General features: G+C 64.1%; 14 protein-coding genes. 4 read left to right on the top strand and 10 right to left on the bottom strand.

Annotated elements, in window-relative coordinates; translation table 11 throughout:
- Positions 1-129: 129 nt before the first annotated feature.
- The 3 genes from BI344_RS19935 to BI344_RS19925 all read left to right on the top strand — a co-directional run bounded on the left by BI344_RS19935 (position 130) and on the right by BI344_RS19925 (position 3,591).
- Positions 130-738 (top strand): hypothetical protein, encoded by a 609-nt coding sequence (locus BI344_RS19935; protein ID WP_071114547.1) that lies wholly within the window; start codon positions 130-132, stop codon positions 736-738.
- 97 nt (positions 739-835) lie between these two features.
- Positions 836-2,851 (top strand): M3 family metallopeptidase, encoded by a 2,016-nt coding sequence (locus BI344_RS19930; protein WP_071114546.1) that lies wholly within the window; start codon positions 836-838, stop codon positions 2,849-2,851.
- Positions 2,852-3,132: 281 nt separating this feature from the next.
- Positions 3,133-3,591, top strand: coding sequence for a MarR family winged helix-turn-helix transcriptional regulator (locus BI344_RS19925; protein ID WP_239690838.1), 459 nt, complete (start codon positions 3,133-3,135; stop codon positions 3,589-3,591).
- Positions 3,592-3,679: 88 nt separating this feature from the next.
- Here BI344_RS19925 and greB read toward each other — a convergent pair whose 3' ends face one another.
- From greB to BI344_RS19900, 5 genes are all read right to left on the bottom strand, one after another.
- Positions 3,680-4,234, bottom strand: a complete 555-nt coding sequence (gene greB / locus BI344_RS19920) for a transcription elongation factor GreB (protein WP_071114545.1) — start codon at positions 4,232-4,234, stop codon at positions 3,680-3,682.
- 51 nt (positions 4,235-4,285) lie between these two features.
- A complete protein-coding gene (locus tag BI344_RS19915; protein ID WP_158020748.1) occupies positions 4,286-4,756 on the bottom strand; it encodes an NUDIX domain-containing protein in 471 nt (156 codons plus the stop codon).
- 88 nt (positions 4,757-4,844) lie between these two features.
- The gene (locus tag BI344_RS19910) at positions 4,845-6,239 is read right to left on the bottom strand and encodes a pseudouridine synthase (protein ID WP_071114544.1); all 1,395 of its coding nucleotides are present in this window, start codon (positions 6,237-6,239) and stop codon (positions 4,845-4,847) included.
- 38 nt (positions 6,240-6,277) lie between these two features.
- Positions 6,278-6,910 carry an SMC-Scp complex subunit ScpB gene (scpB, locus tag BI344_RS19905; protein WP_071114543.1) on the bottom strand — a complete coding sequence of 211 codons (633 nt, stop codon included), beginning with the start codon at positions 6,908-6,910 and terminating at the stop codon, positions 6,278-6,280.
- Positions 6,911-6,988: 78 nt separating this feature from the next.
- The gene (locus tag BI344_RS19900) at positions 6,989-7,507 is read right to left on the bottom strand and encodes a GNAT family N-acetyltransferase (protein WP_071114542.1); all 519 of its coding nucleotides are present in this window, start codon (positions 7,505-7,507) and stop codon (positions 6,989-6,991) included.
- Positions 7,508-7,624: 117 nt separating this feature from the next.
- Here BI344_RS19900 and miaA point away from each other — a divergent pair, with 117 nt between their 5' ends.
- The gene (gene miaA, locus BI344_RS19895) at positions 7,625-8,602 is read left to right on the top strand and encodes a tRNA (adenosine(37)-N6)-dimethylallyltransferase MiaA (protein WP_071114541.1); all 978 of its coding nucleotides are present in this window, start codon (positions 7,625-7,627) and stop codon (positions 8,600-8,602) included.
- 72 nt (positions 8,603-8,674) lie between these two features.
- On the opposite strand, the gene BI344_RS19890 is transcribed toward miaA, so the two are convergent.
- The 5 genes from BI344_RS19890 to BI344_RS19870 all read right to left on the bottom strand — a co-directional run.
- On the bottom strand, positions 8,675-9,265 hold the full coding sequence (locus BI344_RS19890; protein WP_239690837.1) for a C39 family peptidase: 591 nt from the start codon (positions 9,263-9,265) through the stop codon (positions 8,675-8,677).
- Positions 9,266-9,279: 14 nt separating this feature from the next.
- The gene (locus tag BI344_RS19885) at positions 9,280-9,987 is read right to left on the bottom strand and encodes a hypothetical protein (protein ID WP_071114540.1); all 708 of its coding nucleotides are present in this window, start codon (positions 9,985-9,987) and stop codon (positions 9,280-9,282) included.
- A gap of 411 nt (positions 9,988-10,398) precedes the next feature.
- On the bottom strand, positions 10,399-10,746 hold the full coding sequence (locus BI344_RS19880) for a RidA family protein (RefSeq protein ID WP_071114539.1): 348 nt from the start codon (positions 10,744-10,746) through the stop codon (positions 10,399-10,401).
- Positions 10,747-10,808: 62 nt separating this feature from the next.
- Positions 10,809-11,951 (bottom strand): trans-sulfuration enzyme family protein, encoded by a 1,143-nt coding sequence (locus BI344_RS19875; protein ID WP_071114538.1) that lies wholly within the window; start codon positions 11,949-11,951, stop codon positions 10,809-10,811.
- A gap of 60 nt (positions 11,952-12,011) precedes the next feature.
- The coding region (locus BI344_RS19870; RefSeq protein ID WP_139167086.1) for a CBS domain-containing protein at positions 12,012-12,651 on the bottom strand (640 nt) is incomplete at its 5' end.

The raw sequence follows: 12,651 nt of genomic DNA, 5'->3' as shown, positions 1-12,651 counted from the left end.
GGCGGATCTTCCCCCGCCCGCTTGCTTTTCCCACGCGCGGCAATCAACCGCGCCCGAATGGTCCATACCTGCCGCGCCCCGGAACGGATAAAATTGCCATTCCATTAAACTAATCGTGACCCTGCAAGCATGACAATAAAAATCGGCGATGCCATCAAGTGGCTACTCCCGACCATTGCCCTCGTCGCCATCGGCGCGCTATTCTGGAAATCGCAGCACCCCACGCACCAGGCCGCGCCTCAAGACCATGTCGCAGCCAAACAGGCTGCCCCGGTCCGCTACGAAACCTATGAAAACGGCCGTTTTCCCTTCTCCCTGCCCTTTCCCAAGGGTTTGTTGATCGCGGGCGAAGGATCCGATAACGGCGACGGCATGACCTTCACTTCGCCGGATGGACAAACCGTCATGACCGCATCCGGCATCAACAACGTCACCGAAGACACGCTACAAAGCGAATTCCACGACGACTTGAAGCAATCATCCGAATCCGGCCAGCCCCGCAAAATCGCCTTCAAAACCATCAAGAAAGACTGGTTCGTGATTTCTGGCACCGAGGGCGACAAGATTTTCTACCAAAAGACCTATCTGGTGGACGACCAGTTCATGACCTTCGGCATCCGTTACCCAACCAGCCAGCGCGCGCAATGGGACCCGATCGTCGCCCACATCAGCAAGCAATTCAAGGTGACGCCCGGCGACATCCAGTACCAGCCCTGGAACGCCAGCCAGTCCCAGTAATTGCGATGTTTTCCGCCGCCCATGCCTTGACGAAGCGATAGGCCGCCGGCGGCGGCCCCCTCCGCGCAACCATCACTCTCACCACAGAGCAACCATCATGAGCAATCCGCTGCTGCAAAACTGGGACACCCCGCACCAACTGCCGCCGTTCGATGCCATCCGCGCCGAACACTTCGCTCCGTCTTTGCGGCAGTTGATGGCCGAACATCGCGCCGCCGTCGCCGCCATCGCCAATCAAGCGGAGCCCGCCAGCTTTGCCAACACCGTGGAGGCGCTGGACGCCGCCGCGCTGCCGCTCAAGCGCGTATCGCTGGTATTCCACAATCTGCGCAGCTCGCACTCCGACGCCGAACTGCAAGCCGCCGAGCGCGAACTGGCGCCGCAGCTGGCCGCCCACCACGGCGCCATCTATCTGGATGAGAAACTGTTCGCCCGGCTGGACGCGGTGCTGCGGCAAGCGCCGCAGCTGGAATTGAACGAAGAGCAGCGCCGGCTGCTGCAGCGGCTGCACCGCGACTTCGTGATGGCCGGCTCCTGTCTTCAGGGCGAGGCGCGCCGCGAGTTCGCCGACGCCAGCGCGGAACTGGCCCGACTGTCCGCGCAATTCGGCCAGAACGTGCTGGCCGACGAGTCCGAATTCGTACTGCGTTTGCACAACGAGGACGATCTCGCCGGTCTGCCGGCCTCCCTGCGCGCCGCCGCGGCGCAAACCGCGCGCGAGCGCGGCCTGGACGGCCACGCGGTTACGCTGGCGCGTTCGTCCGTCACCACCTTCCTCGCCCACTCCAGCCGCGCCGACCTGCGCGAATCCGCCTGGCGCGCCTGGGTGGGACGCGGCGAACAGGCGCAGCGCGACAATCGCCCGCTGATCACCCGCATCATGGCTTTGCGCCAGCAACAAGCCCGGCTGCTGGGCTACGCCAACTACGCTGATTACGCGCTGACCGACCGCATGGCCGGCACGCCCGAAGCCGTCCACCGCCTGCTGGAACAAGCGTGGGAGCCGGCCAAGGCCCTGCTGGCGCGGGAAAAACTGCAATTGCAGGCGGTGGCGCGCAAGCTGGGACTGAACGAAGACATCCAGCCCTGGGACTGGCGCCATCTGGCGGAGAAGGTGCGGCTGGAGCATTACGCGCTGGACGACGCCGAAGTGAAGCCCTATTTCAGCCTGGAAAACATGCAGGCTGCGATGTTCGACGTCGCCGGCCGGCTGTTCGGCCTCAGCTTCGTCGCCCGCGACGACCTGCCGCGCTACCACCCCGACGTGAAGGGCTGGGAGGTGTACCGGCATGGCGAGCTGGTCGGCGTTTTCCTCAGCGACAACTTCGCCCGCCCCGGCAAGTCGGGCGGCGCCTGGGCCAGCGTCTACCGCGCCCAGGGCCGCAATGGCGGCGTCTCGCTGCCCATCGCCGTCAACAACACCAACTTCGCCAAGGCCAGCCCGACGCTGCTTAGCTTCGACGACGTGCGCACCCTGTTCCACGAGTTCGGCCACGGCCTGCACCACCTGCTGTCCAATGTGCGCTACCAGCGCCTGTCCGGCACCCAGGTGCTGCGCGATTTCGTCGAGCTGCCGTCGCAGCTGCTGGAGAACTGGGCGCTGGTGCCCGAGGTGCTGGCGCGACATGCGCGCCACATCGAAAGCGGCGAGGCGATCCCGGCGGCGCTGGTGGCCAAGATCCTGGCGGCGCAGAATTTCCAGCAAGGCTACGCCACCGTGCGCTACACCATCTCCGCGCTGCTGGACCTGGCGCTGCATCAGGCCGGCGAAGGCGTGGACGACGTCGCCGCCTTCGAAGACGGAATCTGCCGCCGCTACGGCCTGCCGCCGGAAGCCGGGCTGGCCCACCGCCTGCCGCACTTCAATCACTTGTTCAACGGCGGCTACGCGGCGGGTTATTACGTCTACATGTGGGCCGAGGTGCTGGAGGCCGAGGCGTTCGCGGTCTTCGAGGCCAAGGGCGACGCCTTTGACGCTGGATTGGCCGACGGCCTGCATCGCCACATCTTCAGCGTCGGCAACGCGCGCGATCCTCAACTGACCTTTCAGGCCTTCTGCGGCCACGCCCCCAGCGCGGGTCCGATGCTGCAAAAACGCGGCCTGGCCAGATAGGCCGCGCCCCGGCCGCAACACTGCGCCCCCGCCGGCCGGCGGGGGCATGAGAATGTCATTGAAATATTCCCCTACTGCCAGGATACTGGACTGAGCACGGCGCCACCATGCCGACAAGATCAAGACCAACGATCCACCGCGTGGATTGAGCATGAACAACTTGCCGACAAGAAGCAAACGGATACCGATGAATATCCGCCATTCTCCGTAGCCAGACAAATCCGCGCGCCGGCAGAATTACGCTTATGCTAGGCAGAGCAGATCAACCAACAGGGAACATCATGAGCACGACCGCAGTGATGAAGGAGGCCGAAACCAGCCTGGACACCAGGGCCGCGGTGGAAATTTTTTTCTACGCCTACAAGGCGCTGACCAACAAGCCGGACGAGATGCTGGCCAAGCGCGGCCTGGCGCGGGTCCATCATCGCATCCTGTTCTTCGTCGCCCGCTATCCCAAGCTGTCGGTCAAGGACTTGCTGGCCTTTCTCGGCGTGACCAAGCAGGCGATCAACATCCCGCTGCGCCAGCTGCTGGAAATGGAGCTGATATGCAGCCAGGCCGCCCCGCACGACAAGCGCGTCAAGCAGCTCAGCCTGAGCGAGGAAGGCCTGCAGCTGGAGGAAAGCCTGCACCGCGAGCAACAGCGCCTGTTGCAGACCGCCTTCGGCGACTGCGGCGACAAGGCCACCCGCGACTGGTTTCTGATCAACGGCAAGCTGTCCGAGCACATTCTGCCCTGAACGGCGGATGCCGATGCAAAGCAAACGGCCCGGTCGATGACGACAGGGCCGTTTCTCTTGCCATCCGCGCCACCGGCGCGCCAGACGCTCACTCCACCTTGCGGTAGCTCACCTCCAGCACTTCGATGTCCTCGTCGCCATCCGGACCGCGGAACAGCACGCTGTCGCCCTCGCGCGCTTTCAGCAAGGCGCGCGCGATCGGCGAGATCCAGCTGATATGGCCGCGCGGCAGATCGATCTCGTCGACGCCGACGATCGCCAACCGCTGTTCATTGCCGTCGCCGCGCCGGATCAGCACCGTGGCGGAGAAGAAGATCTGGTCGGTCGCCTCGCGGGTTTCCGGGTCCACCACCTCGGCGATCTCCAGCCGCTTGGTCAGGAAGCGGATGCGGCGGTCTATCTCCCGCAGCCGGCGCTTGCCGTACAGGTAATCGCCGTTTTCAGAGCGGTCGCCGTTGCTGGCCGCCCAGTTGACCACCTGCACCATCTCCGGTCGCTCGCGGTTGACCAGATGGTACAGCTCGTCCTTCAGGCGCTGCCAGCCGCGGGGCGTGATGTAGTTCTTGCTCGATGCCGGCAGCCGCTGCTCGGATGGCAGCTCGTCTTCCGCCTGGTCTTCTTCCTTGGTGAACGCCTTGCTCATGATTCTTCCCGTCCTGCTGATTGACTGTCGCCGCGCCCGGCGCCCGCTTCATTATGCCTGAGGCGTGGAGCCGTCGCCGCCTTCCAGCAACGCCAGGCAATACGGCAGCAGCGACTTGGGCCGCAGCTTGACCCTCCTCAGCGCGTCGGCATCCAGCCAGGCCAGTTCGTAATGATTGTCCGGCGACAGCTTCGCCAACTCCGGCCCGCCCAGGCGCAGCATGCCGCGGTGCTCCCGCGCCACAAACACATGCTCGGTGCGGTTATGGCTTTCCAGCACGCACAGCTTGTCGCCCAGCCAGACATTTAGCCCAGTCTCCTCGCGCGTTTCGCGCACGCAGGCTATCGCCGGGGTTTCGTTCTTCTTGATGTTGCCGCCGGGCAGCACGTAATAATCCTTGCCCTGCTTGATCCTGTGCATCAGCAGCAGCCGTCCGCCCTCGATGATGACGATGGCGGCGCGCAGCCTGCGCGGCTCCAGCGGCAACGGCAGGCCGGTTTCGTTCTGATCGAATTCTTCCACGCGTCTCCACCCAAAAACAAAACGGGCAACCGCCAACCGGCGATCACCCATGCTTCAGCGGACAAGCCATCCTCGAGGACGGCCGGCCTTACTCCGGACGCGGCGTCCGCGGCTTGCGCGCCGAGGCCTTGCGCTGGGTCGGAGCCTTCTTGCCGCCGGTAACGGTCAGATTGGACCATTTCATCACCGCGGCCACTTCGGCCGGATTCAGCTCGTAGAACTGGCCGCGCTTCAGCCGCGGCGGCAGGCCGATATTGCCGAAACGCACGCGCATCAGCCGGCTGACGGTCAGACCGAAATGCTCGAACATGCGGCGCACTTCGCGATTGCGGCCTTCCTTGATCACCACGTTGTACCACTGGTTGGCCGACTCTTCCTGGCCGCCGGTCTGGAAAATGCGGTCGAAGCGCGCCGGGCCGTCTTCCAGCTCCACGCCCTTGACCATCTCCTTCGAGATTTCCGGGGTCAATTCGCCCATCACCCGCACCGAGTACTCGCGCTCCACTTCGAAGCTGGGGTGCATCATGCGGTTGGCCAGCTCGCCGCTGGTGGTGATCAACAGCAGGCCGGAGGTGTTGACGTCCAGGCGGCCGATGGCCACCCAGCGGCTGGACTTGGCTTGCGGCAGGCGGTCGAATACCGTGACGCGGCCTTCCGGATCGTCGCGGGTGACGATCTCGCCCTCTTCCTTGTGGTACATGATCACGCGCGGCAGGCGGTCAGGCCATTTCAGCTTGATCGCATCGCCCTTGACCATCACGCGGTCGTGCGGGCCGACCTTGTCGCCCAGGCTGGCCTTCTTGCCGTTGACGGTAACCAGGCCGGCCTCGATCCATTCTTCCATTTCGCGACGCGAACCGACGCCGGACGAGGACAGCGCCTTCTGCAAGCGAATCGGCTCGATCTCGTTCAGATCGACGCGCACTTCCTTCAGCTTCTGCGACTTGCTCTTGATGTCCTGGCTAGGGCTGCGCAGACGCAGCTTCTTGGCCTTCTGCACCGGCTGCGGACGACCGCGGCCCTCGCCTTCCGGCCTGGGGCCGCGCGCCTTGGGGGCATTGCCGTCGACAGGCGTGGCGGCGTTCTTGTTGCCGAAACGGCGTTCGTGGTCAAACGCCACATTGCCATTGACATCGCCATTGCTGTCGCGGGTGTACACCGGCTTGGTGCGGGCGGCGGCCAGCGCCTGCTGCTCCTGTTCGCGGCGGCTCAGCTTGAACAGCGGCACGCCGTTCTGCGACGGCACCACCGGATTACCATTAGCATCGCGCTGCTGGCGGGGCGGGCCGTTGCGGCGGTTCTGCTGCTGACCGCTGCCGGCCTGCTGCGGGAAGCGGGGCTGGGAGCCGGCGCCGGGCTTGCCCTGGCGCTGCTGGCCCTGAGCCTGGCTGCGGCCGGCGTTCTGACGCGGTTGTGCGGTTTCACCACCTTTGGCACGAGCAGCCGGCTGGCGCGCGTGGGTACGTTGTCCTTTTGTAGACATGTGTTTGCTCTTTCCGTGGGAGCAACTGGCAGAAAAACTTATTCTGCGACAGGCTCTAAATTGTCCGCCTCATCGTCGAGGGGGAGATCGTCTGCGCCCGCATCGGGGCGGTCGTCTTGCAATTGGGTGTCCGGCATCACCAGGCTGCCCAGTTCCGCCAATGGCGGCAGGTCGTTGAGCGAGACAAAGCTCAGATCGTCCAAAAACTTGCGCGTAGTGGCGTACAGGCCGGGACGGCCCGGTACATCCTTGTGACCGATGACTTCGATCCAGCCCCGCTCCAGCAGGGCCTGCATCACGTTGGTGGAGACAGATACGCCGCGTATCGCCTCGATGTCGCCACGGGTCACAGGTTGTTTGTAGGCGATGATAGCCAGGGTTTCCATTACCGCCCGCGAATAACGCGGCGGCTTTTCCGGATTGAGCCGGTTGAGATAAGGCGTGAACTCGGCCCGTGCGCGAAAGCGCCAGCCGGAAGCCAGCTTGACCAGCTCTATCCCGCGTCCGCGCCAATCACCCTGGATATCGTCCAGAATATCATTGATCAGCGCCGCCTTGACGTCCTCGGTGAACAGCTTTTTCAACTGGAAAACCGACAAGGGTTCCTGGGCCGTCAACAAGGCTGTTTCCAGCACGATCTTCAGATATTTTAAATCGGTAATGGTGGACATTAAACCGGGATGCCGGAGAATTACGGGGGCTTAGCGCGGGAAGCCTCCGATTCTACACGTTTTTCGCCGCGCGGGAAACTAATCCAGCATTCCGGCCAGCGAAGTCAGACTGAAACGCCTGAGCACCCTGCCATCCTTCTGCGGCATGTCCTCCAGCCGCTGGCCGCCGCAGGACTCTATGGTGCGAATGGACGCCGAGCTGGCGGCGTCGCACACCACCACCCAGGTACCGCAAGCCGGACAAAGGCCCAATGCCTGCACATATTGCAGCAGCACCCGGCCATAGCCATTGCCGCGCCACGGCGGCAACACTTCAAAGCCGATATGGCCGATTTCGTCCTGTATCACATCCGTCTCGCCCTGCCGCAAACGGGCCGCGCCGGCGATCTCGCCTTCGCCGGTCACCAGGAACCAGGTCTGATACGGCACCCACCCTTCCGGCAGCGACTCGCGCTCCGCGTGCCGCAGCAACTGCCGCAGCCATTCCCCGGCATCGCCGTCCAGCTCCCGATAGTATTCCAGTCCCTCTGCGCGGCAGGCCTGGAAATAACGGCGATATGCTGGCAGATGACTCTCGCTGGCGGCTTCGATTTTCATTGGATGCTCTCCGGATGGATACTCCCATCGTAAACAGCTGGGCGGCGAGGTCAAGCCTTTTGCGCATGCCCGCGCCGGCTATGCGACAATCGCCCCCTGATTGCAGCGAGTATTTCCATGAGCGACACCCCACAAGCCATCCTGTTGATGGGCCCCACCGCCTCCGGCAAGACCGGCCTGGCACTGGAGATGGCCCGCCACTTCCCGCTGGAGATCGTCAGCGTCGACTCGGCGCTGGTCTACCGCGGCATGGACATCGGCAGCGCCAAACCCAGCGCCGCCGAGATGGCGGCCTGCCCGCACCATCTGATAGACATCATCAGCCCGCTGCAGAGCTATTCGGCGGCCCAGTTCCACGCCGACGCCAATCGCCTGATAGCCGAAATCACCACCCGCGGCAACATCCCGCTGCTGGTGGGCGGCACCATGCTGTACTACAAGGCGCTGCTGGAAGGCCTGTCGGATCTGCCGCAAGCCGATCCCGCGTTGCGGGCGGAGTTGGACGCAGACGCCGCTAGGCTTGGCTGGCCGGCGCTGCATGCCCGTCTGGCCCGACTGGACCCGACCACCGCCGCGCGACTCAACCCCAACGACGCCCAGCGCATCCACCGCGCGCTGGAAGTGTGCCTGCTGAGCGGACGGCCGATGTCCGAGCTGCTCGCTCAGGGCAAGGAGGCCGGCGCCAGCTTCCGCCGCTTGTCGCTGGCATTGGTGCCGCAAGAACGCGGCTGGCTGCACCAGCGCATCGGCCAACGCTTCGAAATCATGCTGGAGCAGGGCTTCCTGGATGAGGTCAGCCATTTGCGCGCCGCCTACCCCGAGTTGACGCTGGACCTGCCATCGATGCGCTGCGTCGGCTACCGCCAGGCCTGGGAGCATCAGGACGGCCTGTACGACCGCCAGGAATTCATCGAACGCGGCACCGCAGCCACCCGTCAGCTGGCCAAACGCCAGCTGACCTGGACCCGCAGCCTGGACGTGATTCCGGTGAATGCCCAGCAAGACGGACTAGCCGGGCAACTGGTGCGGGCGGTGGAAGACTTCCTGACAGGCAAGCCGCCAGCCGAAGCGCTGCGCTTCGCCGGCAAATTCTGACAATACCGGCGGCGTTAAAGTAAAACGACAGGCTTGCGGCCTGCCGTTTTACTTTATTCAGTTCCCGATGCTTCAAGGGCTGACATTCATCCGCAGGGTGTCGGTCCAGTCATGGTCGCTGGCCGACACCACGCTGCTGTAGCTGGCATAGGTCATGCCCTCGCCCGGCCACGGATTCATCATATAGATGTAATTGCCGCCGCTGCCCGTCTGATAGCCGCGTCCGACGATGAAATGCCCGCCGCCGCTGGTCCAGCCATAGCGCATCACGAATGGCCGGTTGGCCTGGATGTCCTGCACCACATGCGCCCAGGTCAGGTAGTCGTTGACGGAGAAGTTCGACACCCCCCAATGGGTGAGAATGTCCTGCAGGCTGCCGCCGCCGCCATACATATTGTTGGGGCTGTTGGCGTCGCTGTTCCAGTTGAAGTTGCTGTTGCCGCAGGCGTAGTTGATGCCGAATGCCCAATTGGCGATCGCGCATTGGCTGGGCGTCTGTTTATACAGGCCCAGCACCCCCTTGCTGGAGCCCGCCCAGCACCATTGGCTATGCTCCTGCACCGTCAGCGGCACATTCAGCACTTTGCTGTCCGCCAGCGCCACAGCGCTGCCCGCCAGCAGCGCCGCCGCCAGCGCGATCTTGCCGATTGCCTTGTTCATCATGGCTTTCTCCCGGTTCAGCGGACATTGGAAAGGTTGCTGCGCACCGTGGCGCGCAGGGATTCGATGAAATCGGCGCTATCCAGCAGACCATTGGCGCCTGCGCCGGCGGCCTGGCGCTGCAGCGGTTGATAAGCCGGATTCAGCGCGGCGAAGCGGGGCTTGCCGCCGCCGGCCGGCGTCACTTCCAGGAAGTCGGCCTGCGCCTGGTACACCCTGACAAAGCGGGTATTGCTGCGCGCGGCGTTACCGTACGCGGCCTGCAGCGATTCCAGACTCTTGGCCAATCCGGCCGCGCCATAAGCCACCGCCTCCCAACGTCCGGCCACCCGCTCAACGGTCACCAAGCCAAGCGGCCGCTGCTGCAGGTAGATGACAAAACGCCAGCTGCCGGTAGGCGCCATCAACTGGCTGATGTCGCCGCCGGTCAGCAGCTTTTGCGGATCGACGCTGTATAGCGGAAAACCGGGACCAACGCGCGCAGCGGCCAGATCGCCCGCTCTCGCCACGTCCAGCGGGAAGCCTTCCGGCAGCCGGCCGCCGAAGTCCTGCAGAGTCTGCCGCGCGAATTGTGCCAGCCCCCGGCTGGCGGCAGCGGCGGCATCGCGCTCTTGGGCGGCGACTTGTTGCGCCGCCGCGGATGGAACGGCTTGGGCCGCCGCCGGGCCTCCAGCCAGCGTGGCCAGACTAAGCAACACTGCGATGATTACGGAATTTGACTGCATGTTTCGACTCTCCTGGGTTGAGATGCGGTTGCAGTGCATGACGGCATGCCGCCGGATTATGTCCAGAGCATGCATTGCTAGTCATAGCGGCGGCTATTCAGCAAAGCAACAATGCCAACCAGGTCTATCCATTTAATTTTTATCTTTAAAATCAATCAATTAAATATATTCTCCTGCATAAATCAAAGCCAAAAATCAAACCGTTTCTGCCCTGAAGACCAGTGCCCGCTTGTCCGCGCCGCGCCGTCCCGCCTATGGTTGAAGATCAGCCCCAATGCCAGGCAGCGTCGGCAACCACCCAAGGAGGCCTCCAGCTCGACGACAGCATAAAGACCGGCAATACCGTCTGCCGCCGCCATGAAAAAAGCCCGCTGCCTTGCGGCAACGGGCCTTTGCGGACCAACAGGCGAATCAGCGCGCGGCCACCAGCTTGATCTCCACCTTCCAGGCCGGATTGGCCAGCTTGGCCTCCACTGTGGCGCGGGCGGGCACATGGCCGGCCGGCACCCAGGCGTCCCAAGCGGCGTTCATCGCATCGTAATCCGCCAGGCTGGACAGGAAGATGGTAACGTCGACTATCTTGCTCTTGTCCGAATCCAGTTCCTTCAGCAGCGCGTCGATCTGCCCCAGCACGTTTTCCGTCTGGCCGCGGGCATCGGCGTCGGTGTTTTCAGGCACCTGGCCGGCGAGGAAGATCAGGCCATTGCTGACCACGGCTTCGGCCAGACGGGCGCCCTGCTTGTGACGGTAAATGCTCATATCGTTCTCCTGTCGAGGTTGGGCATGATGGACGATTCTAACGGCAAAGCGCCGCGCCTGTCCTACCAGGCCTGCGCCAGGTCGGCGATCAGCGCCGCCTCGCCCTCCACTCCCACCGACAGGCGGATCAGGTTGTCATGGATGCCCAATGCGGCGCGGCGCTCGGCCGGAATCGACGCATGGGTCATCGCCGACGGCAGGCACACCAGGCTCTCCACCCCTCCCAGGCTTTCGGCCAGCGTGAACAGTTTGAGCTTGGCCAGGAAAGCGCGGGTATTGGCCGCATCGCCTTTCAGGTAGAACGACACCACCCCGCCGAAGCCTTGCATTTGCCGGCGCGCCAGTTGGTGCTGCGGATGGCTCTCCAGTCCCGGATACAGCACTTTCTCCACGTGGGGTTGCCGCTCCAGCCAGTGCGCGATCGCCAGGCCGTTGCGGTTGTGCTGGTCGATGCGCAACGCCAGCGTGCGCAAGCCGCGCAGCACCAGGAAGCTGGCGAAGGCGTCCAGCACCGCGCCCACCGCGTTGTGCAGGAAGGCAAGCTGCTCGGCCAGGTCCGGCCGGTTCTGGCTGGCCACCGCCACCCCGGCCACCACATCGGAGTGGCCGTTCAGATACTTGGTGGCGGAGTGCACCACGATGTCGAAGCCGAAATCCAGCGGCCGCTGGTTGACCGGCGAGGCGAAGGTGTTGTCGGCCACGCTGATCAGGCGATGCTGGCGGGCGATATCGGCCACCAGCCGCAAATCCACCAATTGGTTGAGCGGATTGGACGGCGTCTCCACCCAGACCATCCGGGTATTGGGGCGGATGGCGGCCTGCAGCGCCGCGCTGTCGTCGGATGCGACATAAGTCACTTCCAGATTGGCGCTGATTTTGCGCACCTTCTCGAACAGCCGGTAAGTGCCGCCGTACAGGTCGTTGACCGCGATCAGGTGGCTGCCGGCCGGCAGCAGCTCCAGCACGGTGGAGATGGCCGCCAGTCCGGAGCCGAAGGCGTAGCCGCGCGCGCCGCCCTCCAGCTCGGCCACCGCCCGCTCCAGCGCTTCGCGCGTCGGATTTTGCGAACGCGAGTATTCGTAGCCTGTATGCTCGCCCGGCGCGTGCTGGCGGTAGGTGGAGGTGGCGTAGATCGGCGGCATCACCGCGCCGAACGCATCTTCATGGGCGCCAGCGGTCACGGCAAGGGTGTGGAAATCGGTCATGTTCAGTCCTATCGAATCAAAGGGTGCGGCCCGGCAGCCGGATACGCCGGGCCCGGGAAGTTAGGCGGCGCGCGGCTGGCGGCGCCAGAAGGCCAATAGATCAGCCTGGGTGATCAGGCCCAGGTAGCGGCCCTGGTCAACCAGCAACGCGATGTGGCCATCATTGAACACTTGCAGCAGATCCTGCAGCGAGGCTTGCGGCGTCAGCGTCCGCACCTGGCTGCTCATCGCGCTTTCCACGTTCTGCCGAAAGTTTTCCGGCTCGCCGTGCACCGACAGCAGCAAGTCCCACTCGTCCAGAATACCAACCACCTTGTCGTCCTTCAGCACCGGCAGCTGCGACACGTCATGCAGCCGCATCCGCTGATAGGCAACCGATAGCGCTTCGTCGGGATGGCAAGACACCGTGCTGCCGTCCTGATGGCGGCGCACGATCAGGTCGGTCAGGCCGCCGACCTGGGGCAGGCGCAGCATCCCCTGGTCCACCAGCCAGTCGCGGTTGTACATCTTGGACAGATACTTGTTGCCGCTGTCACACACCAGCGTCACCACCCGCTTGGGCTCGGTCTGGGCGCGGCAGTAGCGCAATGCGGCGGCCAACAGCGCGCCGGACGAGGACCCGGCCAGGATGCCTTCGCGCCGCAACAGCTCCTGCGCGGTATCGAAGCTTTCCTGGTCGCTGATGCGGTAGGCCCGCTTC

It is taken from the genome of Chromobacterium sphagni (genome assembly GCF_001855555.1).
Lineage (GTDB): Bacteria > Pseudomonadota > Gammaproteobacteria > Burkholderiales > Chromobacteriaceae > Chromobacterium > Chromobacterium sphagni.
Note: the sequence above shows the minus strand (reverse complement) of the source record. Positions and strands in the feature narration are given on the sequence as shown.

Excerpts from the sequence above, each read along its gene's own strand:
- BI344_RS19935 (WP_071114547.1), top strand. The coding sequence starts at position 130 with ATGACAATAAAAATCGGCGATGCCATCAAGTGGCTACTCCCGACCATT.
- BI344_RS19930 (WP_071114546.1), top strand. The coding sequence starts at position 836 with ATGAGCAATCCGCTGCTGCAAAACTGGGACACCCCGCACCAACTGCCG.
- BI344_RS19925 (WP_239690838.1), top strand. The coding sequence starts at position 3,133 with ATGAGCACGACCGCAGTGATGAAGGAGGCCGAAACCAGCCTGGACACC.
- greB (WP_071114545.1), bottom strand. The coding sequence starts at position 4,234 with ATGAGCAAGGCGTTCACCAAGGAAGAAGACCAGGCGGAAGACGAGCTG.
- BI344_RS19910 (WP_071114544.1), bottom strand. The coding sequence starts at position 6,239 with ATGTCTACAAAAGGACAACGTACCCACGCGCGCCAGCCGGCTGCTCGT.
- scpB (WP_071114543.1), bottom strand. The coding sequence starts at position 6,910 with ATGTCCACCATTACCGATTTAAAATATCTGAAGATCGTGCTGGAAACA.
- BI344_RS19900 (WP_071114542.1), bottom strand. The coding sequence starts at position 7,507 with ATGAAAATCGAAGCCGCCAGCGAGAGTCATCTGCCAGCATATCGCCGT.
- miaA (WP_071114541.1), top strand. The coding sequence starts at position 7,625 with ATGAGCGACACCCCACAAGCCATCCTGTTGATGGGCCCCACCGCCTCC.
- BI344_RS19890 (WP_239690837.1), bottom strand. The coding sequence starts at position 9,265 with ATGATGAACAAGGCAATCGGCAAGATCGCGCTGGCGGCGGCGCTGCTG.
- BI344_RS19885 (WP_071114540.1), bottom strand. The coding sequence starts at position 9,987 with ATGCAGTCAAATTCCGTAATCATCGCAGTGTTGCTTAGTCTGGCCACG.
- BI344_RS19880 (WP_071114539.1), bottom strand. The coding sequence starts at position 10,746 with ATGAGCATTTACCGTCACAAGCAGGGCGCCCGTCTGGCCGAAGCCGTG.
- BI344_RS19875 (WP_071114538.1), bottom strand. The coding sequence starts at position 11,951 with ATGACCGATTTCCACACCCTTGCCGTGACCGCTGGCGCCCATGAAGAT.